The organism is Oryzobacter telluris (assembly GCF_043099285.1).
Classification (GTDB): Bacteria; Actinomycetota; Actinomycetes; order Actinomycetales; family Dermatophilaceae; genus Oryzobacter; species Oryzobacter telluris.
On the sequence record NZ_CP170723.1, the window covers coordinates 632221 to 655637 of the forward strand.

The 23417-nt window shown below is 73.9% G+C and carries 23 protein-coding genes; 13 read left to right on the forward strand and 10 right to left on the reverse strand.

Translation table 11 applies throughout. The features are described 5' to 3' along the window. Positions 1 to 2 precede the first annotated feature (2 nt). The 4 genes from ACFLFB_RS02780 to phoU all read right to left on the reverse strand — a co-directional run bounded on the left by ACFLFB_RS02780 (position 3) and on the right by phoU (position 6558). Complete coding sequence (locus tag ACFLFB_RS02780) at positions 3 to 1877, reverse strand: hypothetical protein (RefSeq protein WP_392544180.1); 1875 nt, start codon at positions 1875 to 1877, stop codon at positions 3 to 5. A 90-nt stretch (positions 1878 to 1967) separates the two neighbouring features. Further along, on the reverse strand, positions 1968 to 3863 hold the full coding sequence (locus ACFLFB_RS02785) for a hypothetical protein (RefSeq protein WP_392544181.1): 1896 nt from the start codon (positions 3861 to 3863) through the stop codon (positions 1968 to 1970). A gap of 40 nt (positions 3864 to 3903) precedes the next feature. Next, positions 3904 to 5808 (reverse strand): hypothetical protein, encoded by a 1905-nt coding sequence (locus ACFLFB_RS02790; protein ID WP_392544182.1) that lies wholly within the window; start codon positions 5806 to 5808, stop codon positions 3904 to 3906. A 48-nt stretch (positions 5809 to 5856) separates the two neighbouring features. Further along, positions 5857 to 6558, reverse strand: coding sequence for a phosphate signaling complex protein PhoU (gene phoU / locus ACFLFB_RS02795; protein WP_392544183.1), 702 nt, complete (start codon positions 6556 to 6558; stop codon positions 5857 to 5859). Between the two features lie 247 nt (positions 6559 to 6805). Between phoU and ACFLFB_RS02800 the strand changes: the two genes are divergently transcribed. Beyond that, positions 6806 to 7993 carry a sensor histidine kinase gene (locus tag ACFLFB_RS02800; protein ID WP_392544184.1) on the forward strand — a complete coding sequence of 396 codons (1188 nt, stop codon included), beginning with the start codon at positions 6806 to 6808 and terminating at the stop codon, positions 7991 to 7993. Further along, positions 7990 to 8670 (forward strand): response regulator, encoded by a 681-nt coding sequence (locus tag ACFLFB_RS02805; RefSeq protein ID WP_392544185.1) that lies wholly within the window; start codon positions 7990 to 7992, stop codon positions 8668 to 8670. The genes ACFLFB_RS02800 and ACFLFB_RS02805 overlap by 4 nt, the downstream gene beginning before the upstream one ends. A 4-nt stretch (positions 8671 to 8674) precedes the next feature. Here the strand turns inward: ACFLFB_RS02805 and ACFLFB_RS02810 are convergent, their stop codons facing one another. After that, complete coding sequence (locus tag ACFLFB_RS02810) at positions 8675 to 9139, reverse strand: hypothetical protein (RefSeq protein WP_392544186.1); 465 nt, start codon at positions 9137 to 9139, stop codon at positions 8675 to 8677. Between the two features lie 255 nt (positions 9140 to 9394). On the opposite strand from ACFLFB_RS02810, the gene ACFLFB_RS02815 reads away from it, so the two are divergent. The 4 genes from ACFLFB_RS02815 to ACFLFB_RS02830 all read left to right on the forward strand — a co-directional run bounded on the left by ACFLFB_RS02815 (position 9395) and on the right by ACFLFB_RS02830 (position 11966). Further along, positions 9395 to 9877, forward strand: a complete 483-nt coding sequence (locus ACFLFB_RS02815; RefSeq protein ID WP_392544187.1) for a CarD family transcriptional regulator — start codon at positions 9395 to 9397, stop codon at positions 9875 to 9877. A 34-nt stretch (positions 9878 to 9911) separates the two neighbouring features. After that, positions 9912 to 10634 carry a 2-C-methyl-D-erythritol 4-phosphate cytidylyltransferase gene (gene ispD / locus ACFLFB_RS02820; protein WP_392544188.1) on the forward strand — a complete coding sequence of 241 codons (723 nt, stop codon included), beginning with the start codon at positions 9912 to 9914 and terminating at the stop codon, positions 10632 to 10634. After that, on the forward strand, positions 10631 to 11125 hold the full coding sequence (gene ispF / locus ACFLFB_RS02825; RefSeq protein WP_392544189.1) for a 2-C-methyl-D-erythritol 2,4-cyclodiphosphate synthase: 495 nt from the start codon (positions 10631 to 10633) through the stop codon (positions 11123 to 11125). Before ispD ends, ispF begins: the two co-directional genes overlap by 4 nt. A gap of 154 nt (positions 11126 to 11279) precedes the next feature. Next, positions 11280 to 11966, forward strand: a complete 687-nt coding sequence (locus ACFLFB_RS02830; RefSeq protein WP_392544190.1) for a hypothetical protein — start codon at positions 11280 to 11282, stop codon at positions 11964 to 11966. A 56-nt stretch (positions 11967 to 12022) separates the two neighbouring features. Here ACFLFB_RS02830 and ACFLFB_RS02835 read toward each other — a convergent pair whose 3' ends face one another. Continuing rightward, a complete protein-coding gene (locus tag ACFLFB_RS02835; protein WP_392544191.1) occupies positions 12023 to 12349 on the reverse strand; it encodes a transcriptional regulator in 327 nt (108 codons plus the stop codon). A gap of 203 nt (positions 12350 to 12552) precedes the next feature. On the opposite strand from ACFLFB_RS02835, the gene ACFLFB_RS02840 reads away from it, so the two are divergent. The 3 genes from ACFLFB_RS02840 (at position 12553) to ACFLFB_RS02850 (ending at position 15341) form a co-directional block, all read left to right on the forward strand. After that, the gene (locus ACFLFB_RS02840) at positions 12553 to 13650 is read left to right on the forward strand and encodes an S-(hydroxymethyl)mycothiol dehydrogenase (protein WP_392544192.1); all 1098 of its coding nucleotides are present in this window, start codon (positions 12553 to 12555) and stop codon (positions 13648 to 13650) included. Beyond that, a complete protein-coding gene (locus ACFLFB_RS02845) occupies positions 13647 to 14312 on the forward strand; it encodes an MBL fold metallo-hydrolase (RefSeq protein WP_392544193.1) in 666 nt (221 codons plus the stop codon). Before ACFLFB_RS02840 ends, ACFLFB_RS02845 begins: the two co-directional genes overlap by 4 nt. Positions 14313 to 14465: 153 nt before the next feature. After that, complete coding sequence (locus tag ACFLFB_RS02850) at positions 14466 to 15341, forward strand: alpha/beta hydrolase (protein ID WP_392544194.1); 876 nt, start codon at positions 14466 to 14468, stop codon at positions 15339 to 15341. Positions 15342 to 15486: 145 nt separating this feature from the next. Here the strand turns inward: ACFLFB_RS02850 and ACFLFB_RS02855 are convergent, their stop codons facing one another. Continuing rightward, positions 15487 to 16431 carry a hypothetical protein gene (locus ACFLFB_RS02855; RefSeq protein WP_392544195.1) on the reverse strand — a complete coding sequence of 315 codons (945 nt, stop codon included), beginning with the start codon at positions 16429 to 16431 and terminating at the stop codon, positions 15487 to 15489. 252 nt (positions 16432 to 16683) lie between these two features. Here ACFLFB_RS02855 and cysS point away from each other — a divergent pair, with 252 nt between their 5' ends. From cysS to ACFLFB_RS02875, 4 genes are all read left to right on the forward strand, one after another. Next, complete coding sequence (cysS, locus tag ACFLFB_RS02860; protein ID WP_392544196.1) at positions 16684 to 18117, forward strand: cysteine--tRNA ligase; 1434 nt, start codon at positions 16684 to 16686, stop codon at positions 18115 to 18117. Positions 18118 to 18120: 3 nt separating this feature from the next. Then, positions 18121 to 19065: a 23S rRNA (guanosine(2251)-2'-O)-methyltransferase RlmB gene (rlmB, locus tag ACFLFB_RS02865; RefSeq protein ID WP_392544197.1), complete on the forward strand. Its 945-nt coding sequence runs from the start codon at positions 18121 to 18123 to the stop codon at positions 19063 to 19065. A gap of 174 nt (positions 19066 to 19239) precedes the next feature. Then, positions 19240 to 19599 carry a CD225/dispanin family protein gene (locus ACFLFB_RS02870; protein WP_392544198.1) on the forward strand — a complete coding sequence of 120 codons (360 nt, stop codon included), beginning with the start codon at positions 19240 to 19242 and terminating at the stop codon, positions 19597 to 19599. Positions 19600 to 19603: 4 nt separating this feature from the next. After that, complete coding sequence (locus tag ACFLFB_RS02875; protein ID WP_392544199.1) at positions 19604 to 20044, forward strand: DUF2752 domain-containing protein; 441 nt, start codon at positions 19604 to 19606, stop codon at positions 20042 to 20044. A gap of 25 nt (positions 20045 to 20069) precedes the next feature. On the opposite strand, the gene ACFLFB_RS02880 is transcribed toward ACFLFB_RS02875, so the two are convergent. The 3 genes from ACFLFB_RS02880 to ACFLFB_RS02890 all read right to left on the reverse strand — a co-directional run bounded on the left by ACFLFB_RS02880 (position 20070) and on the right by ACFLFB_RS02890 (position 23277). Continuing rightward, on the reverse strand, positions 20070 to 20792 hold the full coding sequence (locus ACFLFB_RS02880) for an RDD family protein (protein ID WP_392544200.1): 723 nt from the start codon (positions 20790 to 20792) through the stop codon (positions 20070 to 20072). 38 nt (positions 20793 to 20830) lie between these two features. After that, the gene (locus ACFLFB_RS02885) at positions 20831 to 22084 is read right to left on the reverse strand and encodes a DUF4032 domain-containing protein (RefSeq protein WP_392544201.1); all 1254 of its coding nucleotides are present in this window, start codon (positions 22082 to 22084) and stop codon (positions 20831 to 20833) included. Positions 22085 to 22173: 89 nt separating this feature from the next. Continuing rightward, positions 22174 to 23277, reverse strand: coding sequence for an ABC transporter ATP-binding protein (locus ACFLFB_RS02890; RefSeq protein WP_392544202.1), 1104 nt, complete (start codon positions 23275 to 23277; stop codon positions 22174 to 22176). Positions 23278 to 23417 lie beyond the last annotated feature (140 nt).

Consider the following 23417-nt stretch of genomic DNA (forward strand, 5'->3'; position numbering starts at 1 on the left):
CGTCAGACGAGCTCGTTGGCGTCCAGTGGGAGGCCGCGGAAGAGCGGTCGCCCGCCGTCGTCCTGGAGCTCGAGCCAGTAGGTCGACTCCTGGCGGGCGTCGGGCACCGTGAGGACGACGGTCTCACCCGTGCACTCGACGAAGCGGGTGACCGGCCGGTGGCCGGTGCCCTGGCTGAGCAGCCGGGCGCGACCGGCGCCGGGCGCCGCGACGAGGAAGCGCTGGGTCGTGCTGCCGGTGGGCAGCGTGACGAAGACGGGCTCGTCGGCCCGGGTGGCGTCGACGACCGCGGCCTGCTCGGCGTCGTAGGACCCCTGCCGCCCCGGTCGCTCGTCGATGATGCGCACCGAGCGGATGATGGCGTCGTCCGGTGTGCGGGTGTGGACGACGACGGCTCGGGCCGAGCCGCGGCCTCCGGCGGTGCCGTCGACGTCGAGCGCGCGGTCGGGAGCGGGGCTGTCGAGGACCACGCGTGAGCTGAGCAGACCGCCCGGGACGCCGGTGAGGGCGGCGACGAGCTCGCGCCGGTCGCGGGCGTAGTCGGCGGGGGCGAGGGAGGGGAGGATCGAGCCGGGGGGCCCCGGGGTGCCGGCGGGGGTGCCCTGGAAGCGGCCGGCCACGACCTGGGTCGCCGGGCCGAGGCCGCGGCCGACGAGCTCGACCCCGATGCCGTCCGTCAGCCCCATCCGGGTGAAGTCGTGGGACACCACTCCGTCGGGGGTCGCCTGGACGACCGCGGAGTACATCGCCTCGCGCAGGGCGGGGCCGCCGAGGACGAGGAGCGCGTCGCCCACGGTCTGGGCGATGACGAGGGCCACGACGTCACGGGCGCCCGGGAGGGCGTCCCTGGCCAGCGGGACGGCGGTGAGGGAGGCCGTGGGCGCGCCGAGCGGGCCTGTCCACAGCACGACCCGCACGCTGCCGCCGCCCGAGAGGTCGGCCGGGGAGGCGACGACCACCCTGGTGTCGCCGACGTCGTCGGCGTAGAGCAGGCGCGAGCCGGGTGGGGCGTCGCGGATGACGAGCGCCTGGGCGTCGGGGTCCGCGGCCAGGGCGCCGCGGGCGGGCCAGCGGGTCGTCGTGTCCCAGACGGGGTCCTCCGGTGCGGGGAGGGCCGTGGTCCGGTGCTGGCCGGTGGCCGCGGGGCCGAGCACCCACCACCCGACGCCGGCGAGGCCGGCCGCGGCGACGCCGCCGAGGAGGAACCGTCGTCGGCGCAGGCCGCCGGCCCGGTCGGCCACGAGGGCGGCGGGGTCCGGTGGGTCGTGCTGGCCGCGCAGGAGGAGGGCGACGGCATCGGCGAGGTCGCGCTCGAGCGCCCACGGGGCGGGCTCGGCGCCGTCGGCGGCGCGGGCCTCGTCGTGCAGGGCCGCGAGCCGTGCGTCGAGGCGGGTGACGCGGGCCTCGACGTCGTCGGGCGGGAGGGAGAGCAGGTCCGCGGCCTCCCACGTGGTGGCGTCCCAGACGACGCGGGCGGCGAGCAGGGCCCGGTCGAGGGGGTCGAGTTTGGTGATGGCGGCGGCGAGGTGGGCGGGGACGTCTGCACCGCTGTGGTCGGGGAGGTCGACATCCCACGAGATCTGCTGCGGCACAGGTGAACCCGGGGGGCGCGGTGTCGTCGGGTGCGCCGGTCGGGCGGCGCTCTTCACGGTGCCGGCGGCGGCCACCGCGGCAGCGAGCAGGTCGCGGCGGGCCCCTTCGGCGGGGCGCCCGTCCTCGACGGCCTCCCGCCACCGCGCGGACAGTCCGGCCAGGGTGTCGGTCGTGACGCGACGCGCGACCGCCGGGTCGAGGACGACCACGCGGGCCACGGCCTCGAGCTCGGGCCACCGCGCGACGACGAAGGCGCGCAGGTCGTCCTCGGCCGTCGTCGTCACCCCGCCAGTGTCACATCCGGGATCGGCCCCGACCCCGGTCGCGGTCGCCCCGGACAGCCGGGTGCGGTTGCCGAGGTGACCGGCCCGCGGTCAGAAGCCGAGCAGCCAGAGGGGCTCGTAGGGGACGTCGTCGAAGAGGGCGCGGCCGGAGGCATCGCGGGCGATGACGCGGATCGCCGAGGCGAGGTCGGCGTTGACCATGGGCACGACGACGGCGTTGCGCCCGCCCGTCCTCACCACCTTCGACACCGGGTACCCGTCGGGGCTGGACGAGATCAGCTGCACCCGGGCGGCACCCGGCACCACGACGAGGAAGCGCCCCACCCCCACGCGCTCGTCCTCGAGCCGCGTGACGACGGGGTCGGCGAGGTGGTCGAGCGGCGTCAGGGCCGCCGAGCGGAGGAGCATGGACCGACCCGGAGCCAAGGCCCCGTCGCTGACGTCGCGCACCGCCGCCGTCGTCAGCACCGCGCCGTTCGGGAGCGTCGTGTGGATGACGACGACCCGCGACCGGTCCGACCCGACGTCGAACGCGTACTCACCGAGGACCTCGTCGAGGACGACGTCCCCCCCGAGCCGCCTCTCGGGGACGCCGGTGACGGCTGCGACCAGCGCCTGGGTGCCGGCGAGCAGGCTCGGCCCGGTGAGGTCACCCTGGTCGAGGTCGGCGAACGGCCCGAGCGTCCCCGCCGGCGGCTGCTCCACCCCGTTGGCCCGGACCCGCAGCGCGTGGCTCTGGGGGCTGTCGAGGACGACCGCGGCCACCCCGTTCTCGAGGGCGACCCTCGTCCAGTCGCGGTCGACGTTCCCGCTGGGCAGGGGCAGGACGTAGCGGGAGTACTCGGCGCTGGTCACCACGGGAGGGGTGAGGACCACGAGCAGGGAGGTGGGCGCGTCGGCCGCCCCGTCGGGCATCGACACGGCGACGAGGTCGTCGACCCCGTAGAGGCCCGACAGGGCGAGGTTCGCGGTCTGGAGGGAGCGGATGTCCTGGCCGCGCGCGCCGCTCCACACGACGAGCTCGGTGCCATCCATGTCGACCTGGCCCGGGTAGCTGGCGATGACGAGGCGCCGGGTCCCGAGGTCCCCGGCCCACAGGATCCGGCTGCCGAACGGGCCGATGCTCGACACCAGCGCCCGGGTGCGCGGGTCGTCGGCCAGCGGACCCCGCGCGGACCAGGTGGCCGTCCTCGACCAGGTCGGGTCGGTGGGCCCCGGGGGCGCCTTGGGCCTGGCCGGGGCGGGCGGGGGCTCCTCGCGCAGCGCGACGGCGGTCGCCAGCCCGGCGGTCGCGACGGCGGCGGCCCCACCGATGACGAGCTGGCGCCGCCGCACCGTCCCCGAGCGTCGCGCGACCAGCCCGGCGGGGTCGGGCGGGTCGCCCTGCCCACGGAGCAGGGCGGTCAGGGCGTCGTCCAGGTCGCGCTCGAACCAGCCGCCACCGTCGAACCCGGCCGCGACGCGGGCCGACTCGTGGGCGGCTCGGAGCCGGTCGTGCAACGCGGTGTCCCGCCGGGCCAGCTCAGCGGGAGGGAGGGCGAGGAGCGCCGCCACCTCGCCCGGTCCGCAGTCCCAGAGGTAGCGGGCGGCGACCAGCGCGCGGTCGAGCGGGTCCGCCTCGGCGAGGGGGCGCAGGAGTGCCAGGACGACCTCGTCGTGCCCGGCGCCCCGGGGGTCACCGGAGTCGGCGAACGGGTCGCGCACCGGGGCCGGCTCCACCGCGCCCGGCCGTCGACCACCTGACCCTCGCTGCCGCCCCCCTCGCGCCGCCGCGACCGCGCTCGTGAGCACGGCCCGCCGCGCCTGCTCGCCGGGCCGCCCGTCCTCCACGGCCTCGCGCCACTGCCTCGACAGACCGGCGAGGGCATCGGTCGTGGTGCGCCGCGCCAGGTCACCGTCGAGGACGACGACCATCGCGACCGCCTCGAGGTCCGACCAGCGGGCGACGACGAAGGCCCGGAAGTCCTCGTCGACCGTCGTGCTCACCGACCCAGTGTCACACCGGGCCGAGCCGCCGTCCCGGGCGTCAGCCGAACCGCGGCCACATGTCGTTGGGGTCGCGCCGGCCGAACAGCTGGCGCCACGACCCCATCCGCGTGCCCTTCGCGTCCCAGAGGACGAGCCGGTACACCGCCGCCTGCCGCGCGTTCTCGACCTCGAGGACCCCGGTGCCGCCGTGCAGCGCCACCACCTCGGAGACGGGGTACGACGACGCGGTCACCGCGAGCAGCTGGGCCTTCGCGGCTCCCGGGGCGATGACGAGGAACCGGCCGATCTCCGCCCGCATCGGGGGCAGCCGCGTCGCGAACGGCCGCGTGGCGTCCTCGACCGCGATCGGCCGGGCGGTCTCGACGTCGGCCGAGCCGACCTTGGCGCGCCCGTCGTCACGGACCCGCACCGTGCGCAGCAGCGCCCCGTCCTGCGTGCGGGTGTGCACGACGACGACTCGGCCGAGCCCCGGCCGGCCGACCGCCACCCACGGCGCCAGGACGTCACCGGGCACGTCGGCCTCGAGGACGACCGTGCTCGTCAGCGACGCCTCGGGCTGGCCGCACGCCGCGGCGACGAACGGCCCCACCGCGGCGAGCACCGCCGCCGACGGGTCGGTCTCGGCGGCCCGCTGCGTGCCGAGGGTGACCCGCTGCGGCCCCGCGGGGGAGCCGTCGAACGGCCCGATCCGCACCCGCAGCGCAGGCCCCGGCGGCAGCGCCAGGCCGACGGTCGACATCCCGTCGATGAGGCCGACCTCGCGCCACTGGCGCCGGACCCCGCCGGCCGGTGTGTAGGTGACCTGCGGCGAGTAGGCGCAGCGCAGCACCTGCGGGCGCGAGAGCAGGAGCAGCAGGCCCTGCGTGCCGTCGAGCGTCGGCAGCGCCACGGCGACGGCGTCGTCGGCGTCCTCGATCTCGTCGACCCGCAGGACCACCTCGCGCAGCGCCGACGCCGGGGCCCCCTGCGGGCCGGCGAAGACCCGCAACGTCGTCGAGCCCTCGCGCGACAGGTTGCGCCGGGCGATGACGATGCGCCGGCTGCGCACGTCGTCGGCCCACAGCACCGTGGCGCCGGGGTCGCCCTGGGCCACCATCGCGGCGAGGTCGGGGTCGCGCCCGTGGCGGCCGCGGCCCACCCAGGTGCGGGTCCGCGCCCAGCTCGGGTCGCCGGCCGGCGGGACCGGGCGCACGGCGGGGGTGGCCGGCTGGTCGGGGACGACGGTGGTCCCCACCGCCCAGGCGGCCGCCGCGAGCCCCGCAGCGGCCGTCCCCCCGAGCACGAGCGAGCGACGGTGCAGCCGCCCGGCGACCGACGCCACGAGGGCCGCGGGGTCGGGTGGCTCGTCGAGGTCGCGCAGCAGCACGGTGACGGCGTCCGAGACGTCGTGCTCCACCGCCCACCGGGCCGGCTCGAGACCGGAGGCCGACCGCGCGGCGTCGTGGGTGGCCGCGAGCCGTCCGCGCAGGGAGGTGGCGGCCTCGCGCACGGGGGCAGGGGAGCGGTCGAGGAGGTGGGCCACCTCGTCGGGCCCGGCGTCCCACACCTCGTGCGCGGCGAGGGTGGCGCGCTCGAGCGGGCTCGCGGCGCGCAGCGTGGCGACGAGCGCGAGGAGGACGGGGTCGGCCTCACCGGAGGACGACGCGTCCTCCCAGGGGACGGCCGACGGCACCGCGGGCCGCGCGGGCTCGGGCGGCGTCGCCACCGCGGGGCGCGTCCGGGCCGCGGTGGAGAGGGAGGCCGCGAGGACCGCGGCGCGGGAGCGCTCGGCCGGCCGCCCGTCCTCCAGCGCCTCGTCCCAGTGCCGGACGATCCCCACGAGGACGTCGGTGGTGACCCGGCGGGCGACCTCGGCGTCGAGCACGACGACGTGGGCGACCGCCTCGAGGTCGGGCCAGCGGGCGGCCACGAACTCGCGGACGTCGTCATCCACGGGGCTCACCCCGCCAGTGTCACACCGGGAGCGGACCGCGGCGAGGGGCGTCGAGGGTCAGCGGCGGTGCAGGACGGGGGCGTCGTCCTCGACGTCCTCGTGGCTGTCCTCGCTGCGCGGGTCGAACTCGCCGGTGACCAGCCAGATGACGCGGTGCGCGACGCTGACGGCGTGGTCGGCGAACCGCTCGTAGTACCGGCCGAGCAGGGTGATGTCGACCGCGGCCTCGGTGCCGTGGGTCCAGGTGCCGTCGGTGACGTGCGAGAACAGCTCGCGGTGCAGGTCGTCCATCGCGTCGTCGTCGCGCTCGATCTCCTGGGCGGCGACGACGTCGCGGGCGGCGATGACCGAGCCGGCCTTCTCGACGATGCGCTCGGCGACCTGACCCATCTGCAGGATGGTCGCGCGCAGCTCGGCGGGCACGGCCGACTCGGGGTAGCGCAACCGCGCGACCTTGGCGACGTGGCGGGCGAGGTCGCCCATCCGCTCGATGTCGCTGCTCATCCGCATGCTCGTGACGATGACGCGCAGGTCGGTGGCGACCGGCTGCTGGCGCGCGAGGAGGTCGAAGGACATGAGGTCGAGCTCGGCACGGCGGGCGTCGATCTCGGCGTCGGCGGCGATGACCGAGTCGGCGAGGTGGATGTCGGCGTCGAGCAGGGCGGTCGTGGCGCGGTTCATCGCCGAGGCGGCGAGGTGCGTCATCTCGACGAGCGTCTCGGCGACCCGGTCGAGCTCCTCGTGGAAGGCCTTGCGCATCAGTGGGGTGTCCTTCGGTGCTGGTCGGTGTCGGGTCCGGCGTCCGGATGGCCGGTCCCGGTGCGGCGGCGCCGTCCCCGCACGGGGCGATGGCACGTCGAGCCGCGGCGGACGGCATCGTCGCCTCCGGCACTGTCGCAGCCCGCGGTGAACCGGAGGCGCACCGAAGGTGAACATCTGGAGGTGGCCCCGCCCAGGGGCCCCCAGGTGCACCGGAGCCCGGTCCACCGGGCCGTACCCTGACCACGTGGACCCTGTGCTCGCGGCGACCCTCGGCGGGGCGGTCGGCCTCGTCATCGGGGCGGTCGCCGTCGTCGCCACGCGCTGGTCCGAGCGCTCCTCCGCCGATCCCGAGCCCGAGGAGCCGCCGCTGCCGCGCGGGGTCGGCGAGGTCCTGTCGGTGCTGCGCTCCATCGCCGTCGTGCTCGACGCCAGCGACGCGGTGGTCAACACCTCCGCCTCCGCGGTCAGCTACGGGCTGGTCCGCCACGGCGAGCTGGTCCACTCCGAGCTGCGCCACCTCGCCCGCCAGGTCCGGCGCGACGGCATGATCCGCGAGGCCGAGCTCGACCTCACCCGCGGACCCAACACCGACGCCAGCGCCGTGATGCGGGTGCGCGTGGCCCCGCTCGCGGTCTCCCACGTCCTCGTCCTCGCGGAGGACCACACCCAGGCCCGCCGCGTCGAGGAGGTCCGCCGCGACTTCGTGGCCAACGTCAGCCACGAGCTCAAGACGCCCGTGGGTGGCATCTCGCTGCTGGCCGAGGCGGTCCTCGACGCCAAGGAGGACCCGCAGGCGGTGCAGCGCTTCGCCGAGCGCATCCTCGTCGAGTCGGCCCGCCTCACCCGGCTCGTCCAGGAGATCGTCGACCTCTCGCGCCTCCAGGTGGCGGACACGCTCCACGAGCCCGAGCTCGTCGACCTCGGGGTCGTCGTGGCCGAGGCCGTGGACCGGGTCCGCGTGGGGGCCGAGTCGCGCGACATCGAGCTCGCCCTCCTCGCCGACGAGGGGCTGCGGGTCTTCGGCGACGGCGAGCTGCTGACCACCGCCGTGACCAACCTCGTGACCAACGCGGTCAACTACAGCGGCTCGGGCACGCGCGTGGGCGTGCGGGCCCGCCGGTCCGGCGACGCGGTGGAGGTCACCGTCACCGACCAGGGCGTCGGCATCCCCCCGGCCGAGCAGGAGCGGATCTTCGAGCGGTTCTACCGCGTCGACGAGGCGCGCTCGCGGGCCACGGGCGGCACCGGCCTCGGGCTGGCGATCGTCAAGCACATCAGCAACAACCACGGGGGTGAGGTGGGCGTGTGGAGCCAGGAGGGGCGCGGCTCGACGTTCACGATGACGCTTCCCGCGGCGGCCGACCGGCCGATCGCGGATGACGAGCCCGGCCGACCCCGGCCGGTGCCCAGCGAGGAGAAGAGCAGCGCATGACCCGCATCCTGATCGTCGAGGACGAGGTGTCCTTCTCGGACCCGCTCTCCTACCTCCTGAGCAAGGAGGGCTACGAGGTCTCCGTGGCCGAGAACGGGAACGACGCCCTCACCGAGTTCGACTCCGCCGGTGCCGACCTCGTCCTCCTCGACCTCATGCTCCCCGGCCTGTCCGGGGTGGACGTGTGCCGCGCACTGCGGCAGCGCTCGAACGTGCCGGTCATCATGCTGACCGCCAAGGACAGCGAGATCGACAAGGTCGTGGGCCTCGAGCTCGGCGCCGACGACTACGTCACCAAGCCGTACTCCTCGCGCGAGCTGCTCGCCCGCATCAAGGCGGTGCTGCGCCGCCTCTCCGAGCCCGAGGAGCTGCTGCCCACCACGCTCGAGGCCGGCCCGGTGCGGATGGACGTCGAGCGGCACGTCGTGACGGTGCGCGGTGCGCAGGTGTCGCTGCCGCTCAAGGAGTTCGAGCTGCTCGAGATGCTGCTGCGCAACACCGGCCGCGTGCTGACCCGGATGCAGCTGATCGACCGCGTGTGGGGCAGCGACTACGTCGGCGACACCAAGACGCTCGATGTCCACATCAAGCGGTTGCGCGCCAAGGTCGAGACCGACCCGGGCAACCCGGGCCACATCCTCACCGTGCGGGGGCTGGGCTACAAGTTCGAGTCCTGAGCGGTCAGGAGCGGTCGAACTGGGCGTAGTAGCCCGTGGGCGCGAGGACCGGCACGAGGACGAGGTTGGCGCCGGAGGCCGGCGTCGTGACGGTGAGCTGGACGACCTCGCCCGGCCCGCCGGGGACGTCGCTGAGCAGGACGCTCGAGGACCCCTCGGACAGGGTGCCGCCGGAGCTGGCGGGGACGGTGCGCTTGGCCGCCGTCCCGGTGCCGAGCTGGAAGGAGGCCTCGACCGCCTGGGCGGCGGGGTTGACGGCCTGGCCGACGAGGACGCCCTCGCCGCCCTTCTCGGCCACGACGACGACGAGGTTGCGCAGCTCGAGGTCGCCGGTGTCGAGGCGGGAGCCGTCGGCCGGCTGGTAGTCGTACTGCGTCTGGACCGGCGAGAGCACCGCACAGCCCGACGCGATGAGGGCGGCACCCGCGAGGGCGGCGGCGCGCAGGGCGAGGGCGGCTCGAGTCGTCACGGGCCCAAGGATATCCATGGCCGGGTCATGGTCCGCCACCCGTCTCCGGGAGGGGGTGCGGAGGCCTTGTACTCGGTGCGGGTGCGCGCCCCCGCGCCGCGCGCGAAAGCATGAGCGGGGCGGTTCTGTCAAGACCCAACGACACCCTGTGGGAGGTGTTCTCAGGCCTCTGACCTGCGAAAACGCCCGGCGCCTCCATTTCGGCGACACGCCGGTGCGTGGTATCCTTGGACCCTCGAAAGGGGACAACACCACATGGTTTTCAAGGTCGGCGAGACGGTCGTGTACCCGCACCACGGGGCGGCGCGCATCGAAGAGATCAACAATCGCACGATCCGCGGAGAGGAGAAGCTCTACCTCAAGCTGAAGGTCGCCCAAGGCGACCTGGTCATCGAGGTCCCAGCCGAGAACTGCGACCTCGTCGGCGTCCGCGACGTCGTCTCCAAGGAGGGCCTGGACAAGGTGTTCGAGGTGCTGCGCACCCCCTTCGCCGAGGAGCCCACCAACTGGTCGCGCCGCTTCAAGGCGAACCTCGAGAAGCTCGCCTCCGGCGACGTCATCAAGGTCGCCGAGGTCGTCCGCGACCTGTGGCGCCGCGACAAGGACCGCGGTCTGTCGGCCGGCGAGAAGCGCATGCTCGCCAAGGCCCGCCAGATCCTCGTCTCCGAGCTCGCGCTCGCGGAGAAGACCGACGAGGAGAAGGCTGAAGTCATCCTCGACGAGGTCCTCGCGTCCTGACCGGGTCGCGCTCGCGCACCCCAATCACACTGACGTGACCGACGCCCACGCTGCCTCCCGCGGCGTGGGCGTCGTCGTCGTCGCCGCGGGGTCCGGGTCGCGCCTGGGCGCTGACGTGCCCAAGGCGTTCGTCCGGCTGGCCGGACGCCCGCTGGTCGCCCACGCCCTCGAGGCCGTGGCGGGCACGGGCGGTGTCGCCTCCGTGGTCGTCGTCGTGCCGGTCGAACTCCTCGACCCCTCGGGCCCGCACTGGTCCGGGGTGTCGCTGCCGCCGTCGGCCACCGTCGTGGCCGGGGGCGCCGACCGCACGGCCTCGGTCGCGGCCGGCCTGGCCGCGCTGGGCCCCGGGTGCGACGTCGTGCTCGTCCACGACGCGGCCCGCTGCCTCACACCGGTGGCCGTCTTCGAGCGGGTCGTCGCGGCGGTGCGAGCGGGCGCCGACGGCGTGGTGCCGGGCGTCGCGGTGGTCGACACCGTCAAGGTCGTCGACACCGACGGGTTCGTCACCGCAACCCCCGAGCGGGAGTCGCTGCGCGCGGTGCAGACCCCCCAGGGCTTCCGGCCCGAGGTACTGAGGGCGGCCCACGCGGGCGGCGTCGTGGCCACCGACGACGCCGGGCTCGTCGAGGCCCTGGGCCACCGCGTCCTCGTTGTCGAGGGCGACCCGCTGGCCCTCAAGGTCACCACCCCCGCCGACCTCGCCCTCGCCGAGCGGCTCCTCGCCGGCGGCCCCACCCCCTCCGGAGGACACCTGTGAGCCCCCTGCCCCGCGTCGGCATCGGTGTCGACGTCCACGCCCTGGCCCCCGAGGGGGCCGACCGCGAGCTGTGGGTCGCCGGCCTGCACTGGCCGGGCGAGCGCGGGCTCGACGGCCACTCCGACGCCGACGTCGCGGCGCACGCCGCCTGCGACGCGCTGTTCTCCGCGGCCGGCATCGGTGACCTCGGCGCCCACTTCGGCACCGCGCGTCCCGAGCTGGCCGGCGCCTCCGGCGTCACCCTGCTGGAGGAGGCGGCGCGCCTCGTGCGCGAGGCCGGCTTCGACATCGGCAACGTGGCCGTGCAGGTCGTCGGCAACCGGCCCAAGGTCGGGTCCCGGCGCGACGAGGCACAGGCCGCGCTCTCGGCGGCAGTGGGGGCGCCGGTGTCGGTGAGCGGCACCACCACCGACGGGCTCGGCCTCACCGGTCGTGGTGAGGGAGTGGCCGCCCTCGCGACCGCCCTCGTCGTCGCGCGCCCCGAGGGCTGACGGCCGGGCCCGAACCACCCGGACACCCCCCGACCGGGTGGTGCCGAGGGCGGTGATGATGCCCAGTTCGGGCCATGGACAGCCCGGTCGGCGCGGGAGGAACGTTCGCGACAGGGCGCGGGAACGACCTGCGCACGATCATGAGGAGCCTGTCATGTCCCACCGCCGCCGCATCGCGAGCGCCATCCCCTGTGTCGCGGCCGCGGTGGCCGTCGTCGCGCTGGGTGCCCCACAGGCCGGGGCCGGCACTCCGCAGACGACCGTGGTGGAGACCGAGCGCTACTTCATCCTGGCCGACCACGTGAACAACGTCGTGGCGTTCGTCAACACGACGAGGGACGTCGCCTGCCGCCCTGAGGTCGCCGCTGCCGAGGCGGCACTCTTCGCGTGGATCCAGGGCGGGGAGGTGGGGGACCCGCCCGAGTTCCCGGCGACCGAGGGCGCGGTCCCCATCGAGTTCTCGGTCCACGAGCTGCGGCGCGGGAACCTCGTCGCGTCGGCGAGCACCAGGGTGCCGGTGGAGCTGTGGACCTTCGAGGAGGGCAAGTCGCCCCAGGCCGGCAACCTCTTCGGCCCGTGCTTCGACACCGACGGTCTCGTCGACGGGACGTCGGACCCGATCGAGCCGGGCAGCATGCTCGCCTCCGGTACCGGGACGTGGACCTACCTCGACAACGACTGGTCCGGCTCCGGGCCGAGGTCGAACCCGTTCGGCGACCGCATCGTGGCCTCGCTCTCGGGCGACGGCGGCGACTACTCCTACACCGTGCAGCTGAAGAACCTCGTCGTCCGGGGCGAGTACGCGCGGGGCTGGGACTCCTTCCGCCTGCGGGCCCTCTGACGCGACCCCTCACCCGCCTGCACGGCCCGGGCACGCGGCCGTGCGGGCGTGGTCGGTCAGTGCGGGCGCAGTCCGCTCGTGCGCCGGTCGGTGCCGACGATGCGCGCCATCCGCTGCAGCTCGGCGACGTGGCCGCACAGGGCCTCGCGGCCCGCGGGGGTGAGGACGACGGTCGTCACCTGGCGGCCCTCGCGGACCGCACGGTCCAAGCGGGTGTAGCCCCGAGTCGTCAGGGCCTTGAGGTGCTTGGACAGGGCCGAGTCGGACAGGCCCATCTCGTCGCGGACCGCGCCGAACTCCGTTCCGGCGGAGGGGACGAGCAGGGCGCAGATGCGCAGCCGGTGCGGCTCGTGGATCACCTCGTCGAAGACCGGGTAGGGCATGGCGCGAGCATACGGCCGGTTTTCCTCGCCGGAAAGGCGACGCGAGACCCGGTCGCTCGGCGATCGCGTGCGCGGGGCGAGGGTCTCGGGCCACCGGGCGTCCCGGCGGCTACCAGCGGAGGACGGAGCGCGGCTAGCGTGGCGACCGAGCGCGCCGCGGCCTCGTGGCGCCGTCGCAGTCCGTGCCGATCGCAGGAGGAACCGTGCCGCAGACCGTCAAGGGCGTCATCGCCCGAGCCAAGGGTGCCGAGGTCGAGCTCGTCGACGTCGTCGTCCCCGACCCCGGACCGGGCGAGGCCGTGGTCCGGGTCGAGGCCTGCGGGGTCTGCCACACCGACCTGCACTACCGCGAGGGCGGCATCAACGACGAGTTCCCCTTCCTCCTCGGGCACGAGGCCGCCGGCACGGTCGAGGCCGTGGGCGAGGGCGTCACCGACGTCGCCCCGGGCGACTTCGTCATCCTCAACTGGCGCGCGGTGTGCGGGCAGTGCCGCGCCTGCCTCAAGGGCAAGCCCTGGTACTGCTTCGCCACCCACAACGCGAAGCAGCGGATGACGCTCACCGACGGCACCGAGCTGAGCCCCGCCCTCGGCATCGGCGCGTTCATCGAGAAGACGCTCGTCGCCGCCGGCCAGTGCACCAAGGTCGACCGCGACGCCGAGGCCGCAGCCGTGGGCCTGCTCGGCTGCGGCGTGATGGCCGGGTTCGGTGCGGCGGTCAACACCGGAGGCGTGGGCCGTGGCGACTCGATCGCCGTCATCGGCTGCGGTGGCGTCGGCTGCGCGGCGATCGCCGGGGCCAAGGTCGCCGGCGCGACGACGATCATCGCCGTCGACATCGACCCGCGAAAGCTCGAGACGGCGAAGGCCCTCGGCGCGACGCACACCGTCGACTCGTCGTCGCAGGACCCCGTCGAGGCGATCCGCGCCCTCACCGGTGGCCACGGCGCCGACGTCGTCGTCGAGGCGGTCGGCCGTCCGGAGACGTACGAGCAGGCCTTCTACGCCCGCGACCTCGCCGGCACCGTCGTCCTCGTCGGCGTCCCGACCCCGGACAAGCAGGTCACCCTGCCGATGATCGAGATCTTCGGTCGGGGCGGCGCACTGAAGTCGAGCTGGTACGGCGACTGCCTGCCCTCGCGCGACTTCCCGATGCTCGTCGACCTCTACCGCCAGGGACGCTTCCCGCTCGACGCGTTCGTCACCGAGAAGATCGGCATCGGTGACCTCGAGGCGGCCTTCGACAAGATGCACGGCGGCGACGTCCTGCGCTCGGTCGTCGTGATGGAGGGTGGCGCGTGACCGCCGACATCGGGGTGCCGGTGCCGACCTCGCCCGGTGGGGTGCGGGTCGAACGGGTCGTGACGTCAGGGGTGTTCGAGCTCGACGGCGGGTCGTGGGAGGTCGACAACAACGTCTGGCTCGTCGGCGACGACACCTCCGTGCTCGTGGTCGACGCGGCGCACGACGCGGCGGCCGTCATCGAGGCGGTGGCGGGACGGGAGGTCGTCGCGCTCGTCTGCACCCACGGGCACAACGACCACGTCAACGCGGCCGCGGCGGTGCGCGAGGCGACCGGGACGCGGGTCCACCTGCACCCCGACGACCGCGTGCTCTGGGACCAGTCGCAGTCGTGGGAGCCCGACGGCGAGCTGGCCGACGGTCAGGTGTTCACCGTCGGCGACGTCGAGGTGCGCGTGCTCCACACGCCCGGTCACGCGCCCGGTGCGGTGTGCCTCCACGTGCCGGCCCTGGGCGTCCTCCTGTCGGGCGACACCCTGTTCAACGGCGGACCCGGCGCGACCGGGCGCTCGCACAGCGACTTCCCGACGATCGTCGAGTCGATCCGCACGCGGCTGCTGTCGCTGCCCGAGGAGACCGTCGTCCTCACCGGCCACGGCGACCCGACCCGCATCGGCGACGAGGCCCCGCACCTGCAGGAGTGGCTCACCCGCGGCCACTGAGGCCACCGCACCATCGATGACGCGGTTGTCCCGCTGTGGCGCAGGTACACCTGCGCCGAGCCCGGACAACCGCGTCACGGGCGGGACCAGCCGGCGAGGTCGCCCCGTGGTCGGTGCTGGCGCCACGGGTTCCGGTGCCGGAGGATCGCGGACATGAAGCTCCCGCGGCCCCTCGCCCTGACGAAGCTGATGGTCGTGGGGCAGCGCCAGCCCCTCACCCGCAGCCCGGCCGACGTCGGCCTGGCCTTCGAGGACGTCGCCTTCGCCGCCGCCGACGGCGTGCCGCTGAAGGGCTGGTTCGTGCCGGCCGAGGGCGCGGGGCCGGGCCCCGCCGTGGTGTTCGTGCACGGCTGGCTGTGGAACCGGGCGGGCAACGTCGGCGGGCTCGTGCCGTTCGCCGACCGTGACGTCGACTTCCTCACCGCCGTGCGGGCCGTGCACGAGGCCGGGATGCACGTGCTCCTGTTCGACCTCAGCAACCACGGCCGGAGCGGGTCGCGGCGGCCGATGACGTTCGGCGCCTGGGAGGCCCGCGACCTCATCGGCGCGATGTCGTACGTGCGCGGGCGGCCGGAGGTCGACCCGGTGCGCGTCGGCGTGCTCGGCACCTCGATGGGCGGCAACACCGCGCTCGAGGCCGCGCCCTTCATCCAGCCGCTGCCGGCGATGCTGCTCATCCAGCCGAACCGGGCGGGCACCTTCATCTCCCGGTTCGCCCGTGACCACCTCGGCCCGCTCGGTCCCCAGATCCTCCACCCCACGGACTGGGCCTACGCGATGGCGCGGGCGCCGCGCCCGAGCCGCGCGAACCCCGCCGCGGCGGCCCGGCAGCTCACCGGCACCGTGCTCAAGTACGTCCAGGGCACCGGCGACCCGTGGGGCACGATGGCCGACGTCGAGGACATGGTCGCCGCCAGCCCGAAGGTGCTCCCGCTGGTGCGCTACCCGTCGACCGGGCGCTACGAGGGCTACGCCTACATCGCCGAGCACGCCGACGAGGTCGCCGCCTTCTTCACCGACCACCTCTGAGGCCCCTGGCGCGAGGTTCCGCGCCTTCCCTGTGACGTCGCAGAAGTTCCGGCACGACGCACATGTAGCCGAGCCCTGACGGAAGTTCCGCGCCGTCACCGTGGTGGCGCAGACGTTCCGCTGATGCGGGAACGGACTCGAGGGGTCAGGCGGACGCGGCGAGGCGTGCCTTGGCGCGGGCGATGGCGGCGCGCACCTTGGCGTCGACGACCCGAGGTCGGTCCAGGTCCGCCCAGACCAGCCGGACCACCTCGTACCCGAGGGCCCGGAGCAGATCCTCTCGAGCCTTCTCAGCGGCCAGCGCGGCGCGGCCGTCCGCTCCGCCGTACTTGACCACCCCGTCGAACTCGACGACCACGTCGACGCCGACGAGGAAGTCGACCCTGGCCACGACGTGGCCGGGCGCGTCCTCGATGGGCGCCTGGCTCTGCATCACGTAACCCAGGTCGCGGAGCAGCAGCCGGGTCCGGCTCTCACCGGGCGACTCGCTCGCGGCGTCGAGGAGCTGCAGCCACCGGTGCGCGCGGACGGCCCGTCGGGTCGACCCGCCGAGTCGGGAGATCGTCTCGGACACCAGGGCCAGCGGCAGATCGCCCCGGGCGAGTGCGGCATCACCGGGCACGACGAACGCGTCGCGGCCGTGGCGGAGCCCAACCTGCACCAGTGCCGTGACGATGCCCAGTGCGCGGCACCCGCCGAGGTCGATGACGGGTAGCGCGTCATCGGTCGGGTGGACGCGCAACCCCGTGCGGTTCCGCGTGCGGGCGACGTCGCCGCTCAGGTCGACGACATCGGTCGGGCACCCGTGCAGCGGCAGCCCGTGCAACGCCAGGGCGCTCTGGTGGCTGGCAGCCTCGGATGCCCCAGCCCGGGCCCGAAGGACGGCGCGGGTGCGCAGACCCAGCCGCTGCTCCGGGGTGGCGTCGTTCCATCGCTGACCCAGGACATAGGCGCCGCGACGGACGTGGACGAGCTCGCCGGCCGTCACGAGCGCCGCGAGCCCGTTGGGGTCGACGTCGAGGCGCGTGGCGTCGCGCGTGGCGAGCACGCCGCCCAGCCCGGCGGCGACGGCAAGGAGGGTGTCGCTCATCCTCCGATCGTGGCGGTTCGGGGCGACTCACCGGCGCCGTCATCCACAGGGCCGGCCGGGACCCGAGGGAACGTCCGCGCCCTCCCCTTGATGGCGCGCAACTTCCTGATGGGCGTGGATGTGTCCGCGCTCTCGTGGAAGTTCCGCGCCGTCACCGCGACGGCGCGGAACCTCCACCCGCGCGGAAAGGGGTGGAGGCCCCGGCAACCGCGGATTCAAGGGGGTGGGCCTCGCGCCGGTAGCCTTGCGCGGGTGACCCTCAGGCTTTTCGACTCCCTCACGCGCGAGCTGCGTGACTTCGTCCCCGTCGTGCCCGGCAAGGCGGGGATCTACATCTGTGGGCTCACGACGCAGGCACCGCCGCACCTGGGACACGTCCGCTTCGCCGTCGCCTTCGACGTCCTGCGCCGCTGGATGACGCGCGGTCACGGCCTCGAGGTCACGCTGGTCCGCAACGTCACCGACATCGACGACAAGATCCTCGCCAAGTCCACCGACAGCGGCGAGCAGTGGTTCGCCCTGTCGTACCGCAACGAGGTCGAGACCGCGGCAGCCCTCACGGCCCTCGGCGTCCTGCCCCCCAGCTACGAGCCGCGCGCCACCGGCCACGTCCCCGAGATGGTCACCCTGATGGAGACGCTCATCGAGCGAGGCCACGCCTACGCCGCGCAGGACGGCAGCGGCGACGTGTACTTCGACGTCCGCAGCTGGCCCGCCTACGGCGAGCTCACCCACCAGAAGGTCGACGACATGGTCGACGCCGAGGACGCCGACCCGCGCGGCAAGCGCGACCCGCGCGACTTCGCCCTCTGGAAGGGCCGCAAGGCCGACGAGCCCGAGACCGCGAGCTGGCCCACCCCGTTCGGCACCGGCCGCCCCGGCTGGCACCTCGAGTGCTCGGCGATGGCGCGCAAGTACCTCGGCGACACCTTCGACATCCACGGCGGCGGCGTCGACCTGCGCTTCCCGCACCACGAGAACGAGATGGCGCAGTCGCGCTCGGCCGGGCTCGGGTTCGCCAACTACTGGCTGCACAACGCCTGGGTGACCATGGGCGGCGAGAAGATGAGCAAGTCGCTCGGCAACTCGCTGCGGGTCAGTGAGGTCGTCAAGAGCCACCGCCCGCTGGCCGTGCGCTACTACCTCACGGCGGCCCACTACCGCTCGATGATCGAGTTCCACGAGGGGTCGATCGAGGAGGCCGACACCGCCGTCGAGCGGATCGAGGGCTTCCTCCACCGCGCGCTGCCCGGGATCACCACCGCCACCCCCACCGGTGACGAGGAGCTGCCCGCCGAGTTCCGCGACTCCATGGATGACGACCTCGGCGTCTCCGGCGCGCTCGCCGTCATCCACGAGACCGTCCGGGCGGGCAACACCGCCCTCGACGACGGCGACCACGAGGACGCCGCCACCATCGCGCGCACCGTCATCGCCATGACCGACGTCCTGGGCGTCAACCCGTTCGACCCCGCGTGGTCGGCCGGCGACTCCTCGGGACACGACGCCCTCGTCGCCCTGGACGCCCTCGTCCAGGAGCGCATCAGGGCCCGGGCACACGCGCGGTCGGCGCGCGACTACGAGACCGCCGACGCCATCCGCGTCGAGCTGGCTGCGGCCGGCATCGCGCTTGAAGACACTGCCGCAGGGGCCCGCTGGTCCCTCGTCCGCGGCAAGGGAGAGTAAGAGATGCCAGGAAACAGCCAGCGCCGCGGAGCGATCCGCAAGGGCAGCAAGAAGGGCCCCACCGTCGGGTCGGGCGGCCAGCGCCGCCGCGGGCTCGAGGGCAAGGGCCCCACGCCCAAGGCCGCGGACCGCCCCAACCACAAGGCCCACAAGGCCGCTGGCGGGTCCAGCCGGGGGACGGGTGGCCGCACGAGCACCCGCCGCGAGAAGGCGAGCAGCGAGATCGTCGCCGGGCGCAACGCCGTCGTCGAGGCGCTGCGGGCCGACGTCCCCGCCACCACGCTCTACGTGGCCGGCCGGATCGACAGCGACGACCGCGTCCGCGAGGCGCTCAAGACCGCCACCGAGCGCGGCATCCCGATCCTGGAGACCCCGCGCGGTGAGCTCGACCGGCTCACCGACGGCTCGGTCCACCAGGGCCTGGCCGTGCAGGTGCCACCGTACGAGTACGCGCACCCGAACGACTTCATCGACCCCGAGGCCCCGGGCATCCCGCTCGTCGTGGCGCTCGACGGCATCACCGACCCGCGCAACCTCGGTGCCATCGTCCGCTCCGTCGGGGCGTTCGGCGGGCACGGCGTCGTCGTGCCGAGCCGGCGCTCGGCCGGGATGACCGCGTCGGCGTGGAAGACCTCGGCGGGCGCGGCCGCGCGCGTCCCGGTCGCCCAGGCCACCAACCTCAACCGGGCCCTCGAGGACTACCGCAAGGCCGGCTTCTTCGTCATCGGCCTCGACATGGACGGCGACGTCGAGCTCCCCGACCTCGAGCTCGCCTCCGAGCCGCTCGTCGTCGTCGTGGGCTCCGAGGGCAAGGGCCTGTCGCGCCTCGTGCGCGAGACCTGCGACCAGATCGTGTCGATCCCCATGCACGCGGCGACCGAGTCGCTCAACGCCGGCATCGCCACGGGTGTCACGCTCTACGAGATCGCCCGCCGCCGGCGCGGCTGACGCCCGTTCCCTCCCACCGGCTGTCGGTGGAGGGCGGGCCGCACGACGCGGCCCGGCCCACCGGCGCGAATGCTCGCGGCGCGACGCGCTGCTGTGCGAGGATCGGCGCGCCGGACGCGTCCGGCCCTTGGGGGACCGACGTCCCCGACGAACGTCGAGAGAGGGAACACTCACATGTCTGACTACGGATCCACCCCGCCGCCCCCGCCCCCCGGTGACGGTGGCGGCGCCTACGGCGCCCCGCCGCCGCCCATGGGTGGCGGCCAGATCGAGCACCCGAAGGGGATGACGATCCTCATCCTCGGCATCCTGTCGCTGGTCTGCTGCTCGCCCCTGGGCATCGCGGCCTTCGTCATGGGCAACACCGCCCTGAAGGAGATCGACGCCCAGCCGGGTCGCTACTCCAACCGCCAGATCGTCCAGATCGGCCGCATCCTCGGCATCATCGGCATGGTGCTGCTCGTCCTCGGCATCATCTGGATCGTGTTCCTCGGCGGCCTCACCATGCTGTCGGGCTCGACGACCTCTCCGTGACCGGATGATCGTCCACCAGGAGGCGGTGTCACCCCCGACCCACGGGTCGAGGTGGCGCCGCCTCCTGGTTCCGGGGGCCGTCGTGGCGACGACCCTCGCGGCCTCGGCGTACGTCGCCGCGGTCGACCCCAACAGCCCCGGGCACTACCCGGTCTGCCCCACCTACGCGATCGCCGGCATCTACTGCCCCGGCTGCGGGATGCTGCGCGCCACCCACGACGCCCTCCACGGCGACGTCGCGGGGATGATGGCCCGGAACCCCCTCGCCCCGCTCATCTACCTGGGGCTGGTCGCGCTGTTCGTCCTGTGGGCGCGCGCCCGATGGCGGGGGGCCCCGCTGCGCTGGGACCCGCCGCGCTGGCTGCCCGCCGCGATGGCGGTCGCCTTCGTCGCGTTCACGGTCGCCCGCAACGTCCCGGGCTGGACCTGGCTCTCGCCGGCCTGAGCCCGCTGCCGCGTCAGCCCTCGCGTCAGCCCTTGGGCACGACGATGACGGTGGAGTGCACCACCTTGTCGGCGAGCGTCTGCTTGTTCTCGTCCCACAGCATCCAGAGGTAGGACAGGTAGACGACCTGGTTGATGAGCAGGCTCATCAGCTCGCGCACGAAGCACTGGCCCGCGCCGATCGGCTGCCCGGTCTGTGCGTCGACGAGCCGCAGCCCGACGACCGACTTCCCGATGCTCTGGCCGGTGCGCCCCATCCGGAAGACGCGGTTCCACAGGTTGATGGCGAACCCGAGGAGGAACCCGCCCACCATGAGGACGATGCCGAGGGTCAGCAGGCCGGTGTCGGTCTCGCCCATGACCGGGTAGCCGTACTGGTCGTAGCCACCCACGCGCCGGGGCACGCTGGCGATGACGACCGGGATCGCGATGAAGATCGGGATGAGCGAGACCAGGCTGAGCAGCGCGTCGACGATGGACGCGAGCACACGCTGGCCGAAGTCGGCGACCCGTCCGAAGTGCTGCTCCACGTACGCGACCGACCCGGGGTACACCGGCGGCGGGCCGGCGTACGCGGGGGCCGGGGCGTACCCGCCATAGGGGTTCGCCTGCGGCGGGGGGTAGCTGGGCGGCTGCGGGGCCGACCACTGCGGAGCGGCCTGCGCGGGCGGCTGGGGCGGACCCGGCTGCTGCGGAGGGACAGGCGGCTGAGGCTGCCCCGGTCCGGGGTCCTGCGGCTGGTCGGTCATCGGTCCCCCGGGGTGTCGGTGGTGCGTCGCTCCCGATCCTAGGACCGGCCCGGCCGCTCGGCGATGACCGGCATCTCCCTCGTGTCGACCCCGACGACCGACTCCTCGTACGGCTTCCCCGGCAGGACCGAGGAGATGTAGTCGGCGATGGCGTCCTCGATGGGGATGTCGTGCTGGGCCCGCTCGGCCATGTACCACCGGTGCTCGAGCACCTCGTGGAAGACCTCGGCGGGCTCGAGCTTGCCGGTGAGGTCGCGCGGCACCCGGCGGGTGACCGGCTCGTAGATCCGGGTCAGCCAGTCGTGGGCGACGATCTCCTCGTCATCGCCCTGGCGACCGGTGCCGGCGGTGAACGCGTCGAGGTCGTTGAGGAGGCGGCGGGCCTGGTTCTCGCGGACGTCGAGCCCGGTGAGCCGCAGCAGCCGCCGCGAGTGGTGCCCGGCGTCGACGACCTTGGGCTGCAGCCGCAGCGAGGCACCGTCGATGTCGGTGGTGATCTCCAGCTCGTCGACGTCGAAGCCGAGGGCGTTGAGCCGCCGGATGCGGTCCTCCACGCGCCAGCGCTCGGTGTCGTCGATCATCTCCGAGCTGGTCAGCTCGTCCCACAGCTCGCGGTAGCGGGTGACGATCCGTTCGCTGATCTCGATGGGGTCGCGGTCCTCGTGGAGCATCCCGCCGGCCTCGAGGTCCATCAGCTCGCCGGCGATGTTGACGCGGGCGATCTCGAGGTCGTGCTCGCGCTGGCCGTTGCTCAGCCGGTCGCGCAGCTCGCCTGTCTCGGCGTCCACGAGGTACGCGGCGAACGCCCCGGCATCACGGCGGAACAGGGTGTTGGACAGGGAGACGTCGCCCCACCAGAACCCCGCCAGGTGCAGGCGCACGAGGAGGACGGCGAGCGCGTCGATGAGGCGGGTGGCCGTGCCGGCGCGCAGGTTCTGGCTGTACAGCGCGCGGTAGGGCAGGGAGAACTGCAGGTGCCGCGTGATGAGGACGGCGTCGAGGGGCTCGCCGTCGGGGTCGAGACGTCCGCTGACGACCCCGAACGGCTCGACGCACGGCATCCCGAGGCGGCCCAGGTTGCGCAGCATCTCGTACTCGCGCCGGGCGATGTCGGCCTTGATCTCCTTGAAGGCCAGGACCCGGCCCGAGAGGCGCACGAAGCGCACGACGTGGCGGGAGATGCCGCGGGGGAGGGCGGCGAGGAGCTCCTCGGGCCACTCCTCGAGCGGGATCCGCCAGGGGAGGTCGAGCATCGCCGGGTCGGGACGGGCGGCGGTGATCTCGAGGGCCATGGCCCCAGCCTCTCGCACTCGGGGGGTGGGTGGAACGGGCGACGCCCCGGACGAGACTCGTCCGGGGCGTCGCTCTCGTGCGCGGGGCGTCAGCCGAGGCGGGCGCCGGACTTCGCGTCGAAGACGTGCATGTGGTTCGGGTTCGGGTAGACGTAGATCTTCGAGCCCTTGGCCGGCACGTTGCGGCCGTCGACGCGCGCGATGAACGGCTTGGCGAGGCCGTCGTCGCCGCCCTCGAGCTTGACGCTCTCGCTGGCGGGGGTGGCGTAGACGTACGCGTCGGCGCCGAGCTCCTCGACGACGTCGACGATCAGCTCGAGGCCGTCCTCGTTCGTCGTGACCTCGACGTCCTCGGGACGCATGCCGACGATGACCTGACCACCGGTGGAGCCGAGGATCGAGCGGTCGACGGGCAGGCGGTGGCTGCCGAACTGCACGCCGTCCTCGGTGACGGGGACGGACACGAGGTTCATGGCCGGGGAGCCGATGAAGCCGGCGACGAAGACGTTGTTCGGCTTGTCGTACATCTCGCGCGGGGTCGCGCACTGCTGGAGGATGCCGTCCTTGAGCAGGGCGATGCGGTCGCCCATCGTCATGGCCTCGATCTGGTCGTGGGTGACGTAGACCGTGGTGACGCCGAGGCGGCGCTGCAGCGAGGCGATCTGGGTGCGGGTCTGCACGCGGAGCTTGGCGTCGAGGTTCGACAGCGGCTCGTCCATGAGGAAGACCTGCGGGCTGCGGACGATCGCACGGCCCATCGCGACGCGCTGGCGCTGGCCACCGGAGAGGGCCTTCGGCTTGCGCTCGAGGTACTGGGTGAGGTCGAGGATGGCCGCGGCCTCGTCGACCCGCTTGCGGATCTCGCCCTTGTCGACGCCGGCGATCTTCAGGGCGAAGCCCATGTTGTCGGCGACCGTCATGTGCGGGTAGAGCGCGTAGTTCTGGAACACCATCGCCACGTCGCGGTCCTTGGGCGACAGGTCGGTGACGTCGCGGTCACCGATCCAGATCTTGCCGCCGTTGACCTCTTCGAGGCCGGCGAGCATGCGCAGCGAGGTGGACTTGCCACACCCGGAGGGACCGACGAGGACGAGGAACTCCCCGTCGGCTACGTCGATGTCCAGCTTGTCGACCGAGGGAACGTCGTTCCCCGGGTAGAGGCGGGTGGCCTGGTCGAATCTGACAGTTGCCATGGCGTCATTGCCTTCCTTCACCGGCAGGAACGTGCCGGACGATCCGTCGTAAAGGTGGTGGAGCTCCCGCCCACATCGGTGTAAGCGGTTCCGCCAGTATGCCGTGCCACGCCCGCCGAGTGGTAGGTGCGTCTCACCCG